Genomic DNA, 18,435 nt, shown 5'->3' with positions numbered 1-18,435 from the left:
ATATTTCTCCGCTCTCATATCTCTTTACTTTTTTGCCTCTTTACCTCCACCCAAAGAAGACATACGCAACCAATATGGCAGCGATGACTCCGGCCAAGTCTGCCAACAAGCCGGCTGCCACAGCGTGCCGGGTATTCCTGATGCCCACACTGCCAAAATAGACGGCGAGAATGTAGAAAGTAGTGTCGGTGCTGCCTTGGAAAATGCAACTCAAACGACCCACAAACGAATCGGCACCATAGTTCTTCATCGCCTCCAGCATGAGGCCTCGGGCTCCGCTCCCGCTCAAGGGCTTCATCAGGGCCGTGGGCAATGCACCCACAAAATCGGTGTTTAGTCCGCATTTTTCCACTCCCCATGCAATGCCGTTGATAAGCATATCCATCGCCCCTGAAGCCCGGAATACACCCACAGCCACCAAGATGGCCACCAGGTAGGGAATGATGCGCACGGCGGTGGTGAAGCCCTCTTTGGCCCCTTCGATGAAAGCGTCGTAGACATTGATGCGTTTCCAAAACCCGGAAACAATGAAGATGAGAATGATAGAAAGCAATATCAGATTGGAAGCAACACCGGTCACTGTCGCCATCGTGTCTTTGTCCATTTGCCCGAAGCCCCAGATGATCAGTCCCACGAAAGCCATCAGCCCCCCAAGTACAGCCATCAACACCGGCTGCAACAGGTTGATGCGCTGCCAAACCGACGTGATGATAATGCCGGCTAGCGTGGCCACGGTGGTGGCAAGGAGGATGGGGATAAATACATCGGTAGGTGCAGCGGCTCCGTTGGCAGCCCGAAATGCCAGAATCGTTGTCGGAATGATGGTCAGGCCGCTTGTGTTGAGCACTAGAAACATGATCATCGGGTTGGTGGCTGTCTCTTTCCTCGTGTTCAGCTCTTGCATCTGCTGCATGGCCTTCAGTCCTGTGGGTGTGGCAGCATTGTCAAGTCCGAGCATGTTGGAGGCGATGTTCATGAAGATGGACCCCATCACAGGATGGTTGCGGGGAATGTCGGGAAACAGTTTGGTGAACAGCGGACTCAACGCCCGGGCCAGCACATTCACCACACCGGCCCGCTCGCCAATCTTCATGATGCCCAGCCACAAGGCCAGCACGCCCGTCAAGCCCAATGAAACCTCAAAGGCATTCTTGGAAGAGTCGAAGGTGGAGTCTACCATCTTCTGAAACACGGTGGTGTCTCCCATGCCCAGCTGCACCAGTCCGAACAGGAACGCTATCACGAAAAACGCTATCCAAATGTAGTTCAATACCATATCAAGATGCAAAAATACTCTTTTTTCCGTTTATCTCAAAAGATATCAACAAAAAAGCCGCCCTATTGAGCGGCTTTTTCTGTTTTTAAAGAGTCAACCAGCAAGTGCAATATTATGCGTAATATTGCACTTGCTGGTTGACTCTTTAGGCAGTCAAACGGATATGGATAAAAAACGAAAAATCGCTGTAAAACCTTGATTTTATAGCGATTATCCTTGTTTTGAAGGCTAAAATGACGTGTTGTTTGACATCCTTTTGAAACCTATTTGTGGACCAGCCTGGGCTTGAACCAGGGACCTCCAGATTATGAGTAAAACAGATTGATGTTTTGTGATTTTTTAATATATACTTTATTGCTGATTCGCAAATAGTTACTATCTTGTGCCAGTTTATGATACTCTGTAAAACTCCGTATCAAAACGTCTCTGTTTTCCCATTGTTTTCCCGATAATCATCGGAAAATATGGGATTTTGGAAGAAAATGAGGGTACTTGTTTTCCCATTGTTTTCCCAAAATAGAGAAAAATGTGAAGTTGAAACCTCCAGACTATTGGCAGAAATGGCAAAGAAATTAGAAACAACTTATAAGAGCGCAAGATTCGGAATTTGCACCTATGCGCTCATCCTTGACAAGCGTCATCCGAAGAAAGACAGAAACACGTTTCCTGTCGCAATGCGCTACACCATAGACAGAAAGTCATGGTACAACTTTGTGGCTGGCGAGTTTACGAAAGAGGATTTTTCAAAGATATGTACGCTCAGTGCCAAGGCGGTTCGTTCAGAACTCTATGACAAGAAGGTGGAATTTGATGCCATCTTTGAGAGGCAAGTAGAGCTTAATGAGCGTCTGGGAAATAGTCTGACGCTCGATAGAATTAAGACTGCCATAACGGGTGTAGACACATCCAAGGAAGCTTCCTTCTTTAGCGTATGGCAGGATAGGATTAATTTCTTTAGGACCAACAACAATGGGGAGCAATACACCACTGCTGAGTCATACGAGTGTGCCATGAAGTCATTTCAAAAGATTCTCTGGGACAGACCGATTACTGGTTTTAAGGTAGGAAAAGAAGATATTGAATACTGGAGTAACGGAATGCAAAATGGTGTGCTGAACGAGAATGGTGAGTTAATAGGTCAAATACGCGAGGCAACAAGAGGCCTTTATCTCCGAAACTGTCGTGCCGTCTGGAATGAATGCGTATCGCTGGGCTATCTTACCAATCAAGAATATCCATTTTCTAATGTCAAGAAAAAGAAGCTCGTAGCGATACCTGTCGGCGACACAAGGAAGAACCACTACCTAAATGTCCAGCAGATGACAGAACTGTATCGGGTGTTTATAGATAAACGCTATCCTGACACATGGAAGAAAGGTTATGTTGAAAATGCCCATTATTCATTGGGATTGTTCCTTGCCCAATACCTGTGTAACGGTTTCAATATGGCCGATGCAGCCGAACTTAAGTATTCGCAATTCTATTTCGACTCGGGCAGGAAAGCATTCAAGTTCAAACGGGTGAAGACCAGAAATCGCACAGAAGGGGGCGGTGAAATAATAATCCCCATCATAGAACCATTATAGAAAATTCTTGATGAGATTGCCGCAGAACCAGTTCTAAATGGCTTCGTATTCCCTGACATTCTTCAGGGTGCTACGCATAAGGCTATTAAGCGCAAGCGAATCTCTCAGGAGAACTCAAATGTGCAAGACCGCGTCATCAAAATCTCTCAGGATGTATTAAATTGGGAGGTTCGCCCATCGGGAACATGGTGCAGGCATTCTTACGGAACAAATCTAACCCATGCCCAAGTAGAGGACAGGTATATTTCACAGAGTATGGGACATTCGACAGACAAGACCATTACAGAAAGATACATTGCTCAATATCCGTTGGAAACAATGTTCGAGTTTAATAGCAAATTGTTGGATATGGAGCCAAAAGTAACAGTGGAGGACATCAAGAACATGACGGAGGAGCAGAAAACAGAGATGCTTCTTAAACTCTTGGAAAAGAAGTAGAACATAGCAAAGGAGAACGGATATGAGACCTTTTGAGGATTCCCAGAAGAATGCCATGAGAGAAGCCATGGAACGTGTGTTTTCGTGGAAGCAGGAGCATACAGAAGAATACTCGCGCTTCTCCCCGGATATGATGAAGGTGGAGCGCAACGACTTCAGTTGTCTTGAACGTATTTTCAAGATGGCTGTTGGCTTTGTGCCAGCCTCCGTGCTTATCGAATGCCAGAAGTTGTTCGCTTCCAATTCGGAAGTTGTCTTGTCTGCCGACGAAAAAGCAGCTGCCGCCACTCGTGTTGTCGATGAACTGATGGAGCTGAAAGGCTATTTGCGCTTCGGGGTATATACGGAAACCATAGGTAAAAAGAGTGATGCCAACCTTGCGCAAACTACAGAGCGAGGAGAGCAGTTCTTAATTAGGGAATTCAGTCTAGCAGACGAAGACCAGAGCGAGAAAGACGACGAGCATATTTACATCCCCTTCGTGACCGCTCAGGAGTTTTGGGATTCATCGCCTTCCTTTATTCAGATGGCGGTATTCACTCTAGGCAAAGGACATTCTGCCGATGAAATGGCTACTCTATCAAAGAGAATCATGCTCTCTGCCATCCAAGCGTTGCCAGAGATGTTCATTAAAGTTCGCAATCAGATAATGGCAGGTAGCAATTCCCTATTGATGTGTACGTTGTACTATGTCTGCTATGACCACGGACTGTCCAAAAGTGCGATGGCACTTAGCAAGGTTAGCCTTGGCACCAAACAGATTTCGTATATTCGTGAAAGCGTCAAAGCCATCGTTGAAAGCCTTGTTGAGACCAGTATCACGAAGGGACTCGACAAAAAAACAGAGTGGACCAGGCAGTCCAAGGGTGTTGAAGATTCAGAGTTGCGCCAAGCGATAAAGACCACCCTTGCCAATACGCAAGGCAAGCATGGCCGCAGAACTATCCTGCAAGAAGAACGGAGCCTTGATGACATTCTCATTGCCGATGACAAACATGCATTGAAGGAGGCTATAATGGCTGCACTAAATGATATGGAACACGAATATGAAACAGCCTACATCAAGGCGGCACTCATCCGCTCCAATCATCTTAGTTCTGACATATCCTTTGCGGTATTCCTACGTGCCATTTGTTCTTTCGCTGACAAGGAATACAAGTACGATTCAGCCCAAAGGGTTGACTCTTTCATTTTGTATGAGAAGAAGAATTTTGAGGCTTCCAAGAGTTCAAAGTGGCAACGTGGAAGAAGGATTGTATCGTATTTGACAGAAGTGTTTAGGGCAATGCCAAATACAATAGACAAACCCTAGCACAAGTATAGGTTATGGAAAATAATGATTCGTGATAAAAAAAGTGTAAAAATATCATAAAAAACAGAGGTTATTAATTTTGTTTTATAGGAAATACCTAATTTTGTAAACCAAACTTTATAAGATTGCGCAATTCTTATTAAATATAATTTATATGAGTATTAGTAAAGATGTCATCAAACAGTGCCTGATTAGTAAGCAGCGCGAAGTGGATGAGGCGGTGATTGTGAACCGTCCCATAGACTTTGAAGAGAATGGCAATTATGTGATAGTTGGCGTGAGACATGCGGGTAAGTCGTATCTGCTGTATCAGCGCGTGCGTCAGCTGCAGGCGGAAGGAAAGGGATGGGACGAGATTCTGTTTGTGGACTTTGAGGATGAGCGTTTGGCGGAATTCCAGACGGAAGACTTTAACAGTCTGCTGGAAGCCCATCTGGAACTGTATGGTAAGAAGCCGGTGGTGTTTTTGGACGAGGTGCAGAACATTCCGCATTGGGATAAGTTCGTGCGTAGGTTGACTGATGCGAAATACAGGGTGTATGTGACAGGTAGCAATGCGAAGATGCTGAGCAAGGAGGTGGCAACTACGTTGGGCGGACGGTTCTTTATCTACGATGCGTACCCATATTCATTCAAAGAGTATCTAGCAGCGCAGCAGGTGGAACTGAGGGAGCATTGGGAGTATGACACGATTCAGAGAAGCGAAGTGAAGCGACATCTGAATGAGTATTTCTATTACGGCGGTCTGCCAGAGATCCTTTCGTTTAAGAACAAGCGGGCTATGCTTTCGAGCTTGTACCAGAAGATCTACCTGGGTGACATTTGTGCCCGAAACAACATTAAGAACGACAGGGTGCTGAACATCCTGATCAAGAAGATGGCAGAAAGCGTGAAGCAACCGCTGTCGTATAACAGACTGAAGAACGTGATAATGGCAACGGGGTCGCCCATCAGTGTGCCTACTACGATAGACTATGCGGATTATGCCGCTGACAGTTGGCTAATATTGCCCATGGAGAATGAGATTGGGAAGCTGACAGAAAAAGAAATGCAGAAGAAATACTACTTCGTTGATAACGGTTTACTGAACCTGTTCCTGATGAACTCAGAGACATCGCTACTGGAGAACATGGTGGCGGTAGAACTGTGCAGGCGGTGTGGCAAAAAGAATGTGTTTTTCCTAAATGCGGAGAAGGAGATAGACTTCATTGTGCCTGACGAGAAGCTTGCTATACAAGTGTCCTACAGCATCAAGGATGAGACCACTTACAACAGGGAGGTACCACCACTGGTCAAGTATGCCAAAGCGCACGAAGACTGGAAATGCCTGCTGATTACGTATGATGAGGAGGACACAGAAAAGGAAATATCTGTGGTGCCGGTGTGGAAGTGGCTGATGTAGACTATAGAGAGCATGAATCTTTTTAATGGACACAAATACATTTAAGATATGGATACAAAGAAACTCATTGAAGAGGTACTATTAGACCTTGGCAATAACAAGAGCCTGACGGATGTTTCCAGTAAAATACAGATTATTGTTAGGTTATTAGGAGATGAGAAGTTGAAATCTTGGTATACCTGTGAGTTCGTAACTGGTTATAAGGATCAAGAACTTCCAGAGTATCGTATAACGCATGCCGTAGAAATAAAGGCAAACTATATAGTATCACGAGGGTTTGGTGCATGGAAGTTGAGTGGTCAGAGCGTGCCAGTAGCTAACTTGGGGCTTGAAAAGTATAAGGAAATAATGACTGTCCGTTTTTGCGATACTATTTCAGCCATCATAGAGTACTCAAAGCATCCTAAAGATGTGGCCATGTCATTAACCCCTTATGAGCAGGTGCTTGTTCAGAAAGTATTAGGCGAGGCCCATATCCAAAATGTCCATAAAGTACTTTCGCCTTCAACATTCCAAACTATCATTGATAATGTACAAGGCCGTATCATAGACATGTTTATGGATTTGAATGAGCGGGTCTTCAATGGAGAGTTGGATTTGAAGTCAAATTCTGCAAAAAAAGAAATACATCAGGTAATAACCAATAACATCACAGCAGGCATTGTCCAGACGGGACCTGGCACAATTGAGGCAAACAATGCTACAATTGCGGCCAAAATTGAACAGTCACCTTCAGCTGATGTGATTGCAAAACTGAATTCGTTAGCTGATGAAATAGAAAGGATGGCTAAGGATGCAGATGACGAATTTAACGACATTGCTAGAGAGCTGATCGATATTCGGATGGAACTATCAAAACCTCAGCCTAATAGTTCTTTCTTGAAGAAATCATTCAAGGCGTTAACATGGGGTGCGACTGTTTCCTGTAAAACCACCATTGAAGAATTGGTTAAGAAAGCGATAGATTATTTGTCGTAAAATCGAGAGTTATGTTCGAACCTTGTTGATTATTGTTACGCTACATGATGAAACAGAAAACTTATCCACAGATATGCTATATAGCTTTGCTGGACCCACGTGACAATACTATGTTCACGAATGTCCCTCCTATGTCTGTGGTGAACTCTATGCTTTTTTATCTTGGAAATTTGCCACAAAGTATGTTTCAGTTTGTTTATGGAGTTGAGTACTATGAAAAAATGAAACACTATGGACTGCAACTAGGCTATGACCTGCAAATGATTTATCCAGATACACCTCAATTTTCCATAGAAAGACTGTTGGAACTAACTAAAGACCAACCTCGAGTTATATTACTTTGTACGGATAATGAACAATCGATACAAACATATAATGCTCTTTTTGCTGGTAAAATAGACATTGACACACTTTGCATCTTATATGAAGAAGTAGAGACCCTTTGGACAGTTCAATGTGCAAAGGCATTTAATAAAGAGAAGGTGTGGAAATGGTTTTATGAGTTTGCTATTAATCATTACGAAATAGATAAAGAACGTCTACCTTTCTCTGTTCCTATTTTACAGAAAGAAGTGCATGACAAAGGGTATGTATTCTCACCAAGCAGAGTAAATACACAGATACTTAATTCTATTTTAGGGAATTGGGGGTACTCAAAAGAATTGTCCGACGAGGAATCAATAAAGGTAAAGGTGGAAGCTTCGAAAAATGCTTTAGCTGATAAAGATGGGACAGCCCGGCAAGATTTGCTCATTGAACAAATAAAACGTATACGAGCTATTGAAACAATGGTTGCGTATAATGATCCTGACAAGAAAACCATTGAAGACCAGTCTCGTGCTCCACTTGTGCTGGCTATGCCATACACTAGCATAGATATGCGCAAAGTGGAAAGATCATCTGAGATGACACAAGAGGAGAGTAGGATGGCAGACTTCGCCGAGACAATCCTAGGTTATTATTATACCAAAAATTATACGGTATGGAATAGTAAACGTTTTGTTAAAACCCCAGAAGAATTTTTACTTTTCCAGAGTCTTCAGAGTGCTTTTCTAGAACCACGGATGCGTCTATTTGACCTTGCCGGATTATTGCATTGCTCAATGCGATTCTCGCCCTATTTGAGGTTACCAATTATGGGGAAGAATATCAATTCGGAATTATCTTTTGTCGGTATCAAGAATATTGAGAAGTTAGCTTCAGCACCGAGCAAAAATAAATCGATACGCAAAGCGATGGAAACAATAGGGAAAAAGATAACTTCAGAGTCTTTAGTTCCTAGTACAGTTGAATTGCTGAAAAAGAGTGTAACGCAAATAGTGGCAATGACAGATCTTCCTATAGAATGGATGATGATAGACGGTATACCTCTGGGCTTTTCTCATGATGTGTGCCGAATACCTGAAACTCCTGCGGCTGGTATGCTAAGCCAATATGTGGAGTGTAAGTTTATTCCATTCAACATACCAAAGGATATTTTAAAACATACGCTTGTAATATTTGGCAATGAAGAGGATTCTTTTGTAAAAGCTCAGGAACCTGTAGTCGCTCTGTCAAAAGTGTTAGGATTCCAAATATGCAAATGCCTAACTAAAGAGGCGTTCTTTAATACTATTAAGGAAATAGATCCTTTACTGCTGATTGTTGATACTCATGGAGGCGTGGATGAAGATAACCATCAGTCATATCTTAAAATGGGCGGCGAGGTGATTTCTGGAGACGATGTTGTAAAGAGTGATATTCATCCAAGACTCGTTTTTCTTTCTGCCTGTAATACTTTTACAACTTATAATACTGTATCGACAATAGCCAATGCTTTCTTTCAATTAGGGGCTGCCGCAGTAACTACATCTTATATGCCGGTTCTGATAGAGCCCGCAACCACCTTGTACACCCGTTTGCTGAACAACCTGAACATTGCTGCATCTCAAAATGTTCATCATAATTGGCTCGCTTTTATGTCTCACTTGATGAGGACATCCTATATACAAGCACCGATATACAGAACTGTAAATAGGGACGTTAAAATAGATATTGATACCCTTATCCGTCTTACGACGGAGAGCATGTTCTTCCGCAAACGTAGAGAGATATACAAAAACCTTAATACAAACGCATTTACAAAGGGATTAGGAGCAGACTATCAAAATATAATCCCGCATTATTTAATGTACTCTACATTAGGAAGGGCGGACTTGATTCGTTTTGAAACGAGTTTGAAATTTCCAGATGAAGAGGAGAATTGGTAGTTATGAATGATGCAGTAACAATTATTGTGGGGGCCGGTGCTGTTTTGGACTTTGACCACAAGGGCATTTTTCCTTCTGTAAAGAATATCACGGATGAGGTGCTTAAACTGAGCATCCAGAAAGTGGATGGAGGTGAAAGACCGCTTCTGCATGAAATTAATGATTATATTGTTGGGAAACAGAATCAAGTAGGACGACCAGAAGTTAATCGCTTTATTCCACCACAATTAAATTTTGAGAACTTATTGCATGTCATAGAGATGTGCATTTCATATAGTAGCTGCTGGCATAAGGAATATATATCATGGCTTGCGCTTCCAGAGTTCGGAACCTTAATTCAACCTAACGATTTCCTAAAAGATCTTCAGACGTATGATTATATCAGGGCGGCAGATGAGTTGCAAAAGACAGTAATGGATATTGTTGACCAATACGATACAGCTTTCAATGAGGATAAATTAGCGGAACAATGGTATCGAGACTTTTGGAAATCCATGTCAGGAAGATCGAACATATTCAATCTGAATTATGACAATACAATAGAGAATAGCCTTGACGAATATGAGGATGGATTTCCTTCAATCAAAGATGGAGAGGATTATAGCCGCTTTTCGGCAAAGCGCTATTATGAGAACAGAAGAGGAGTTTCAACAATAGCACATCTTCATGGTCAAATATTGTTCAGCGAGGCAAGGGAATCCCCGTTTGATTATAGCATTCGGGATATGGTAAAGAACAGAGATTATCAGACTGCATGCAAAAACAGGATTGGAGGACAGCTTCCCCTTCTAATCAGGCGAAAGAAGAGAATTTACAGCCAGTCATTGTATCAGGTTCGAGGAAAACAGAGAAGATGACATTCGCTCCCAATAACGTCTATCTGTCGGATTTGGCAAGAAAGGTTATTGAGAACAACCGATTGATGATTATAGGTTATTCATTTGGGGACTTATATCTGAATGAGATTTTGGGATTGGGTATGGATGCACATGGAGATGATTTCAGAGTGGTGATTATCGACAAGTTCCCTTCATATATAAACTCATACACCTCGTGGTTTCAGCATTTAACTCATGAATGCAATCCGCAAAAATACACTTTTGTATCAAAAATCACAAAGGATAGGTTGTTTATTGAAATTGGACAGAAGGAGTTTCCGCTTATTGTTGGAGAATTTGGTGTACCTGTGGTTTCAACAAATGGGAAATTGATGATGTGTATTAACGGATTCAAGGATGCGGTTTTGAACCATAAAGAAACGATGTTGGAGTTTCTTGGTGTTTAAATTCTTAGCACATATTATCTCTATTTCTATATTGATACTGCAGCAATGCCCCTCTCTCGTGGATAGGAGAACATGGAGCTATGGCAATAGATGTTTCTCCCCAAATTCCTTCCGTGACCGCTCAGGAGTTTGGGGAGTCATTGCCTTCATTCAGATGGCAGAATTCATTTTTGGAGAAGGTCATTCCATTGACGAACTTACAACTCTGCCAAAGAGAATAATGCTATCTTCCATGCAAGCATTGCCTGAGATATTCTTTAAACTTTGTAATCAGATCTTTGCTGGCAGCAATTCCTTGCTGATGTGCACATTGTATTACGTTTGCTTTGTTCACGGACTTCCAAAGAATTCAACGGCATTGAGCAAGATAAGTCTGGAGGTCAAACAGGTATCCTACATACGTAAAAGTGTCAAGGGCAGTAGTCGAAAAGTTTGTGGAGACAAGTGTTACGAAGGGACTCGACAAGAAAGCAGAGTGGACGAAGCAGACCAAGGATGTCGTCGATACAGAACTGCGCCAGACCATAAAGACCGCCCTTGCCACTACATAAGGCAAGCATGGCCGCAGAACCATCCTGCAAGAAGAACGGAGCCTTGCTGACACTCTCATTGCCGATGACAAATGGGCGCTGAAAGACGCTATCCAAACTGCTCTCAACGACATGGAACATGATTACGAAATCGCCTACATCAAGACGGCACTCATTCGCTCTAATCACCTTGACCCAGACATACCAGTTGCTGTCTTTCTCCGTGCTATCTGTAAATTCGCTAACAAGGAATACAAGTACGACCCAGCCCAAAGGGTCGACTCTTTCATTTTGTATGAGAAGAAGAAATTTGAAGCCTCCAAGAGTTCAAAGTGGCAACGTGGAAGAAGAATAGTTTCTTATCTGACAAAGATATTTGATGCTATACCATAGTTATTGTCCTTAACTGAGTTTATAATGCGCAATTTATGAGTGGTTTTACCATGATTATCGCCCCTTAAAGTGAACGAAATTCATTAAATTTACTCTTTTTGATAACTTTCAAGGCTAATCAGACTCTAGTCTGAGATAAAATGTGTAATTTTACACTGAATAGCACATTGTATCATAATGTCAAATAACAAAGACCTCAATCGCTTGAAGGTAATCCTGGCAGAGAAGAAGTCCAATCTCTGGCTATCCAAACAGTTAGGATGTGCGCCAACGACTGTATCAAAGTGGTGTACCAACTCATCACAGCCTCCGTTGGAGATGCATTTGCGGATAACAAAGTTACTGAAAGTGGAATTGTATGATTTAATAAACAAGAAGTACATTTACTTTTAAGAAATTTTATACGATTGTGAAATACGGAAGTAAACAAATTAGTAAAGCTGGGAATATCGCACTTACATCAACAGATGAAAATGAAGTTGAGCGTGCAATCAATATCATCGATGATTGGAGGACGTTGCATCTTATTGCTCTTGATGAGTTGCAAAATAGTATTGTCCCGCTTTTAAAAAAGAATAATATTCGCATATTTGCGGCTTCACGCAGATTAAAACGTATTTCATCAATTTTGAACAAGTTAGACAGAAACCCTCAGTCTGGACTTGGCACAATGCAAGATATAGGAGGATTACGAATCATTGTACCAACTATGGGAAATCTTAATAAAGCATATTCAATTATAACAAATAATGTGCCTGAATATTTTGAGTTCACTAAAGCTCCGATGAACTATATTGAAAAACCGAAAAACATAAGTGGTTATCGGAGTATTCATTTTATATATAAATTCCATTCTACAAATAGTGATGTTGATGGAATGAGGATAGAATTACAATTAAGAACAAAATTACAACATTCATGGGCAATGGCTGTAGAAACAGCAGAACTTGTAACTGGCACGGCATTGAAATCGAGTTTAGGCGATGAAAGTTGGATTACTTTTTTTAAAATTGTTAGCTCACTCTTTGCTATTAAGGAGAGTTCACCAATTCTCGATGAGCATAAGAATCTAAACTATAACATGAAAGAGTTAATGGTGAAATTATATTCATTGAATGCAAATAACCATTTTAATGATACACTAAAAGCTTTGAGAGTATCAAATACGATAGCCAAACAAAAAAACTACAAGGATGGCTATTATATCTTAAACATCAACTTTTCCACCCAAAGAGTGAACATTAAAGCATTCCCAAAAGAAAACGAAGAACAAGTTTCTGCTTTATATTATAGATTAGAAAGAACTGCAGATGAAAGAAGAAATGCTGTTGTACTTGTTTCTGTGCCCCAAATGCAACAATTGCAAGAAGCTTACCCTAGTTATTTCCTTGACACCAGTGAGTTTTTTAATGCTATTGATACTATGATGCGGAATTGCGAAAAATGGGGTTGGGCAAAACAAAAAACATGATAATGCAGATACCAAAATCAGATATATTGACCACTAACTGCCTAGGGAAGGTTTTCTCAAACACGGTAGCGACGTACAAATTCTTTTGGTTTGTATCAATTATGCAGATACATGCCAAGACGGATAATCCACAAATCAGTGTGTGGGATATTGTTATCAGAATGGTGGCAAATGCATGGTATCCTATTCACTATTTCCGTTTGTCTTTTGGCAAGAGTGATTCGCTGTTTGATATTGTGATGGAACTACAGCACATCACTCAGATTCCCATTGATACCAGTTCTCAGACGATTATTGACGGTTTGCAAAGCAGATTGGAAGACAAGCAGATAAAACGACTATTAAACACGCTTACGTTGAATGTTCCCTATCGTTTTCTGCGGCCTTGGATAGACTCATCCGATGACAAAGAAATGGTTAGACGTTCCCAGACATTAGAAAATGGAAGCCTATACGCTCTATACAAAGATAGCTCGGATTTCTATATCGTTCTGAATCAGGCGTGGGACGCATATCTGCATACGCACTATAACATTCTAGTGGATTTTGCTTACTGGAACCTGACTTTGTTTCTGCAAACGAGAAATCCCAATGTGCCAGCCATCCCCAATAAATTGATTCGCCCTGAGGCCAGAAACTCACTGACCAAGCAGCACAACTATTGGGATATGGTGATGACGATTGGCGGCCCTATCCATTGTATCTATACAGACAAACTTCTGCATCCAAAAGATTATGACCTTGACCACTTCATTCCGTGGAGTTTTGTGTGTTATGATCTGCTGTGGAACTTGATACCGTCGAACGGCAGCATCAATTCATCGAAGAGTGATAAGTTGCCAGACTTGGACTATTATCTGCCAAAACTCGCAGCATTGCAGCATCATTCCTTGCAGGTCTTAATAAATGCCGATAAGGAGCCGAAAGTGATGGAGGACTTTTTATCTCTTGGCTATTCGGCAAAAGATTTGGCTGCAATGAGTGAAGAAAAGTTTCGTAAAATCTACGAAAGGACGTTTAACCCCATCAATCAAATTGCCCTCAACATGGGCTTTGAGACGTGGAAATACTAAAGACAATGGAACCAGAGAAAATCAATCATCCGTATCTGACGGCTATTAAGCGAACGGAATTATCCATACCGACACGCAATCTTTTGCAGCACAATTTGCTAAAAGGAAAAATACTGGATTTCGGCTTTGGTTTCGATACGGATGAGTTGAAGCGTCAAGGATATAACATCACGGGCTATGACTATTATTATCGCCCCGACTATCCCGAAGGTAAGTTTGATACTATTATCTGCAACTATGTGCTGAATGTGCTGGAGCCATACGCTCAGACTGAGGTACTGATGAATGTTACAAATCTGCTGTCACCAAAGGGCGTTGCTTACTTTGCTGTGCGTAGAGACCTGGCGGAAGAAGGTTTCCGGTTGCATGTCATTCACAAGCAATACACCTATCAGTGCAATGTGAAGTTGCCCTATAAGAGTCTGGTAGCCAACAAGAGTTATGAACTTTATCAGTATCAGCACTTCAATAAACTGCCTCGTAAGGAAGGTGAGATTTGCCCCTTCTGCCGTTTGTCTCGACGCGTTGAGATAATTTGCGAGACGGCTACCTGTGTCGCATTCTATGATGGTTATCCTGTCTCACCTGGGCACGCTCTGATTATTCCCAAACGCCATGTTGCTAACTTCTTCGACCTTACTAATCACGAGCGAGAAGCAATGAACGTCGTGCTGCAATATGTGAAGCAAAAGGTTGACGAGCGTTTTCACCCCGACGGCTACAACGTCGGCATCAACATTGGCGAGGCGGCGGGCCAGTCGGTTTTCCACTGCCACATGCACGTCATTCCAAGATACAAAGGCGACGTGCCCACCCCCAAGGGAGGTGTCCGCGGCGTGATTCCAAGCAAGCAAAGCTATTCGACAAAAGGCTCAAAATCCGCAAAGGACAGCAATAAATAGGAAGAAATATGACTAACGAGCATAGAGACATGGTAATGAGAGGCGTGGTCGTTAATCAATCCGCAATACGGTTAACCTTGTGTATAAACGACGTTAACCATATTGCTACATGGATAACCTCGCACCCATACGACGTTTACCATGTCGCGAGCTGGTTAACAAACTATGCATAAGTTAGGATTAAAACGAGAAGAGGCATGGCATACGACAAGCAAGGAAAGGCTTCGAAGGTTAAAGACCGCTGGTATGGCGACCACAAGTACAGGCACGGACTTGATTTGAAGCCGTGTGTGTTAGTAGGCAAGCCGCAGTTCACTATCAACGACCTCTATATATCTCCGTTCATCCACCGCCGTCGCTATAGCGAGGACGGCCACATGACGTATGTGCCATTGGAGCGAAACCTGCAACCGATGGGCATCAACGTCATGGATGAGTTTCTGCGCTACCTGTCTCAGGGCCAGTCTGACATTGCAGCCTTCTGTAAGCGCAACGGTACCCGCGTCGGTGACATTGATTCGCTCATATTCCTGCTCACAGATATGCGTGGCGTCGATTTCCGACAGGCCTATCAGATGCGCATGGTCGATGACCTGTTGCGCTACATCTCCTTGCCCGTCGCCGATGTCGCCCACCGCAGTGGCCTCGGCTCGCGCACCAATCTCTATTTCGCCTACAAGCGCGACTTCAAGTGCTCTCCAACAGATAGGCGTGAATAATTGCAGAAGCAAGGGGATGAGGATTTGTATAAAGTGGAATAAACCTTAAAAAGAATTATTGCAAAGCATGATCACGACAATAGCAGATAAGGTAGTCCGAGGATATGTCAAAGAGGCATGTGACATCCTTGACTTTGATATGTCGAATGTACGAATTCTTTACGTTCCTCAAATTACGGCCAATGCAGGCATCCCACAACATACAGAGATTACACCCGACGGATGTCTGGTTCTTGATGAGTCTTGGGTTAATCTGGAAATAAAGAACGAGACTCCAACGAGAACACGTTGCGAAGTATATTGCAAGGTGAGGATGCTGTATCAGCAGGCTAAAAATCCCAATGGATTCAATCAATATGCTGGTGAGACAATACATGACGCTTTAGCATTTAATTACGCTCTACAAACTCTAAAAGGACTAACTCTTCCCATGCCTCCATTCCCCCAAATGGTGAAACCGATGCTCATACGTACTCAGAAATTGCTGAAAGATGAATTGGGGATGAATACTGAGTACTACTTGATGTCTAAAGAATTTGTGAAAGCTGACAATGTGTGGAAATTCAGACTAACTCAGAACGATGAAAGGCAATATGCAGACCGATATTATACGAAACCACACAAAACGACAATAAGGGTTATTGACCAATCGGAGAAAGGTACTGAGGAAAATCCGTTCGATGATGTAAATGAGGCTTTTGATTATATTCGGAAACTTGAAGATGAGGCATACGCAAATGATACATTGCTGAAAGATATTGCTTCACAGCAGTATTTTTATGATCTAAACTTTCGACAATTCCGTGTACCATGGGCCAGCGCTTACGTCTCCTTTTATCATAATGCAAGCATTCCTGCAGATGGATTTATTGTCAATCAGAACCAAATCCATTCGGATGGTAAGTTTCATTTTACGTTAAAGCCTAACTTATACGGCAAGAAGTTCCTGTATCGTGGACAGAGTAAGGATTACCCCCAACCTTGTGCCCCAAATTTGTTCCGCGATGCAAAAAAAACATATTTCCTAGATGATTTGATTTGGTCGCAAGAAATGGAACTGCTATTGAAAACTCATCCTTTGGTGAAACTACTGGAAAATGGTGTAGAAATCATGCATGACCATTTCAGTATCCTAATGAATCTTGCAGGTTTAGCCCAGCACTATTATCATAAGACACGTTTCTTAGACTTGACATCTGATGTAGATGCTGCGAAATTCTTTGCAACGACCAATTATGATGGAAAGACTGATGAATATAAACCTGTACATGATACAGATAAGTTAGGCATGATATATTGCTATGAACTGCAGATGCCATTTGCATTTGCCCCCAAGAAAGGTTATGAATTATCTGTAATAGGAAAGCAAGTGTTTATGCGTAGTGGGGCACAACATGGATTCCTTTTGGGAATGAACAAGGGAGTGGACTTGAAAACTATGCCTCAAGTCAAGAAGTTCTACTTTCGCCATTGTCCTACTATTTCAGATGCAATATTCAAACAATCGGACGATGGAAAGAAGTATTTTACAATGGATATACTGGAGGAAATATGGAAAACAGAATACAAACAAAGGTTAGAGAATGGCATCGTTTCTGCAGATACAGTAAGACTGAATGTTTCGAGAAATCCGGGAGAGACATTTGATAGTATATGCCAGAAATTGAAAGACAGAAATATTACAATTGACGATTCTTATCATCCATCGTTTACGCCAGAATTACTTGATAAATACTATCAATCAATAAAAGATGGATGGTGGGAAGAATTTTGTAGCGATATCTATTTCTATGGTGGAGATGCAGCACTATATAAAAATTGTTTAATGCGTATACCGCAGAGAAATGAGTATAAATGGGCATTTGAGAAGCAATGAAAGAGGTTGTTATTGATAGTTTAGAAGAATTTATGTCCTGTCAATATGGATTTCCTGAGACGGACTTCTTTAGAGGACAATCTTCTTTGGACTATAAACTGATTCCATCTATTGGCAGGTTGTTCAAAGAAGGACAGGAGAGTGTGTTGAAACAGTATGAACGCGAAATCTTTGATGACTTTAAGCGTAAGTATTCTATGTATACGGACGCTCGACCAAAAAATGATAAAGAATTCTTGTTCCTTGCACAGCATTATGGACTTCCCACAAGATTACTTGATTGGACGTACAATCCATTAATAGCTTTGTACTTTGCATGTTGTTCAAACTTTGACAAAGATGGTGTGGTGTTTCAAAGTTATGAGTTTTCACGTGAAATCTATAACGAAGGGAGTGATATATTTGCTTTTCCTTATATCACATTGTTATATCCTAATATGACAGATGTAAGATACAAGAATCAAAATGGTTTATTTATTTTGTATCCAGAACCATGGAAAGAGGATTTTGAGCATATTTCTGCCAAATATGTAATCCCCGCAAAATGCAAACGGAATATTCTAAACAAACTTGAAAAGATTGGAATAACTCGGTCCTTCATAATGCCATCATTGGATTGTTTGTGTATAGATATTGTCGATATTCATAGTTTAAGATATCCGTACGCACTAAAATAATAATTATGGATAATAGAGAACGGCTGAATGTATATTTTGAGATGGAAGGAAACTTCTATATGTTGTTTCAAGTAGTAAATATTGGAACAAAAAACATTCCTGACTTTAAATTCTCAGGTTTCTCGAATTTATATATAAACCATAAAACGGATAATAACAAAGAAGATGATAAAGGCTATCTAACGGAAGAAGAGATAGAAAAGTCAACAATTCATTCATATATTGAATTTACATATCATAAGGATGGTAGCTTCTTAACTGGAAAGGT

At 41.6% G+C, this 18,435-nt stretch carries 17 protein-coding genes and 1 pseudogene; 16 read left to right on the top strand and 2 right to left on the bottom strand.

The window, feature by feature from the left end; all coding sequences use genetic code 11:
* Window positions 1-40: 40 nt before the first annotated feature.
* Window positions 41-1,276, bottom strand: coding sequence for a nucleoside recognition domain-containing protein (locus HMPREF6485_RS02410; protein WP_044125749.1), 1,236 nt, complete (start codon window positions 1,274-1,276; stop codon window positions 41-43).
* Window positions 1,277-1,740: 464 nt separating this feature from the next.
* Here HMPREF6485_RS02410 and HMPREF6485_RS02405 point away from each other — a divergent pair, with 464 nt between their 5' ends.
* From HMPREF6485_RS02405 to HMPREF6485_RS02375, 8 genes are all read left to right on the top strand, one after another.
* Window positions 1,741-2,862 carry a hypothetical protein gene (locus tag HMPREF6485_RS02405; RefSeq protein WP_004344412.1) on the top strand — a complete coding sequence of 374 codons (1,122 nt, stop codon included), beginning with the start codon at window positions 1,741-1,743 and terminating at the stop codon, window positions 2,860-2,862.
* Window positions 2,863-3,117: 255 nt separating this feature from the next.
* Window positions 3,118-3,300: a hypothetical protein gene (locus tag HMPREF6485_RS14315; protein WP_004344411.1), complete on the top strand. Its 183-nt coding sequence runs from the start codon at window positions 3,118-3,120 to the stop codon at window positions 3,298-3,300.
* A 22-nt stretch (window positions 3,301-3,322) separates the two neighbouring features.
* Complete coding sequence (locus HMPREF6485_RS14310) at window positions 3,323-4,612, top strand: hypothetical protein (RefSeq protein WP_004344410.1); 1,290 nt, start codon at window positions 3,323-3,325, stop codon at window positions 4,610-4,612.
* A 154-nt stretch (window positions 4,613-4,766) separates the two neighbouring features.
* Window positions 4,767-6,014 (top strand): ATP-binding protein, encoded by a 1,248-nt coding sequence (locus tag HMPREF6485_RS02395; protein WP_004344409.1) that lies wholly within the window; start codon window positions 4,767-4,769, stop codon window positions 6,012-6,014.
* A gap of 48 nt (window positions 6,015-6,062) precedes the next feature.
* Window positions 6,063-6,992 (top strand): AbiTii domain-containing protein, encoded by a 930-nt coding sequence (locus HMPREF6485_RS02390; protein ID WP_004344408.1) that lies wholly within the window; start codon window positions 6,063-6,065, stop codon window positions 6,990-6,992.
* Window positions 6,993-7,036: 44 nt separating this feature from the next.
* Window positions 7,037-9,241 carry a CHAT domain-containing protein gene (locus tag HMPREF6485_RS02385; RefSeq protein ID WP_004344407.1) on the top strand — a complete coding sequence of 735 codons (2,205 nt, stop codon included), beginning with the start codon at window positions 7,037-7,039 and terminating at the stop codon, window positions 9,239-9,241.
* Window positions 9,242-9,243: 2 nt separating this feature from the next.
* Window positions 9,244-10,098 carry a hypothetical protein gene (locus tag HMPREF6485_RS02380; RefSeq protein WP_004344406.1) on the top strand — a complete coding sequence of 285 codons (855 nt, stop codon included), beginning with the start codon at window positions 9,244-9,246 and terminating at the stop codon, window positions 10,096-10,098.
* Window positions 10,099-10,163: 65 nt separating this feature from the next.
* Entirely contained in the window at window positions 10,164-10,526 is a 363-nt protein-coding gene (locus HMPREF6485_RS02375; protein ID WP_248622202.1) for a hypothetical protein, read from the top strand.
* Between the two features lie 410 nt (window positions 10,527-10,936).
* Here HMPREF6485_RS02375 and HMPREF6485_RS02370 read toward each other — a convergent pair whose 3' ends face one another.
* Window positions 10,937-11,329, bottom strand: coding sequence for a hypothetical protein (locus tag HMPREF6485_RS02370; RefSeq protein ID WP_044125743.1), 393 nt, complete (start codon window positions 11,327-11,329; stop codon window positions 10,937-10,939).
* Window positions 11,330-11,626: 297 nt separating this feature from the next.
* Here HMPREF6485_RS02370 and HMPREF6485_RS14305 point away from each other — a divergent pair, with 297 nt between their 5' ends.
* The 8 genes and pseudogenes from HMPREF6485_RS14305 to HMPREF6485_RS14090 all read left to right on the top strand — a co-directional run.
* Complete coding sequence (locus HMPREF6485_RS14305; RefSeq protein WP_004344402.1) at window positions 11,627-11,842, top strand: helix-turn-helix domain-containing protein; 216 nt, start codon at window positions 11,627-11,629, stop codon at window positions 11,840-11,842.
* Between the two features lie 16 nt (window positions 11,843-11,858).
* The gene (locus HMPREF6485_RS02360) at window positions 11,859-12,920 is read left to right on the top strand and encodes a RelA/SpoT domain-containing protein (RefSeq protein ID WP_004344401.1); all 1,062 of its coding nucleotides are present in this window, start codon (window positions 11,859-11,861) and stop codon (window positions 12,918-12,920) included.
* A gap of 2 nt (window positions 12,921-12,922) precedes the next feature.
* Window positions 12,923-13,993 (top strand): HNH endonuclease domain-containing protein, encoded by a 1,071-nt coding sequence (locus HMPREF6485_RS02355; protein WP_044126216.1) that lies wholly within the window; start codon window positions 12,923-12,925, stop codon window positions 13,991-13,993.
* Window positions 13,994-13,998: 5 nt separating this feature from the next.
* Window positions 13,999-14,895 carry an HIT family protein gene (locus tag HMPREF6485_RS02350; protein WP_004344399.1) on the top strand — a complete coding sequence of 299 codons (897 nt, stop codon included), beginning with the start codon at window positions 13,999-14,001 and terminating at the stop codon, window positions 14,893-14,895.
* A 197-nt stretch (window positions 14,896-15,092) separates the two neighbouring features.
* Window positions 15,093-15,614, top strand: coding sequence for a helix-turn-helix domain-containing protein (locus tag HMPREF6485_RS02345; protein WP_004344398.1), 522 nt, complete (start codon window positions 15,093-15,095; stop codon window positions 15,612-15,614).
* Between the two features lie 67 nt (window positions 15,615-15,681).
* A complete protein-coding gene (locus HMPREF6485_RS02340) occupies window positions 15,682-17,490 on the top strand; it encodes an FRG domain-containing protein (RefSeq protein ID WP_004344397.1) in 1,809 nt (602 codons plus the stop codon).
* Window positions 17,487-18,167, top strand: coding sequence for an FRG domain-containing protein (locus HMPREF6485_RS02335; RefSeq protein WP_044125741.1), 681 nt, complete (start codon window positions 17,487-17,489; stop codon window positions 18,165-18,167). Before HMPREF6485_RS02340 ends, HMPREF6485_RS02335 begins: the two co-directional genes overlap by 4 nt.
* Window positions 18,168-18,172: 5 nt before the next feature.
* Window positions 18,173-18,435, top strand: a pseudogene (locus tag HMPREF6485_RS14090) (hypothetical protein); the annotation flags it as partial.

It is taken from the genome of Segatella buccae ATCC 33574 (assembly GCF_000184945.1).
GTDB classification, from domain to species: domain Bacteria; phylum Bacteroidota; class Bacteroidia; order Bacteroidales; family Bacteroidaceae; genus Prevotella; species Prevotella buccae.
This window is presented reverse-complemented; position numbering and strand designations above follow the sequence as displayed.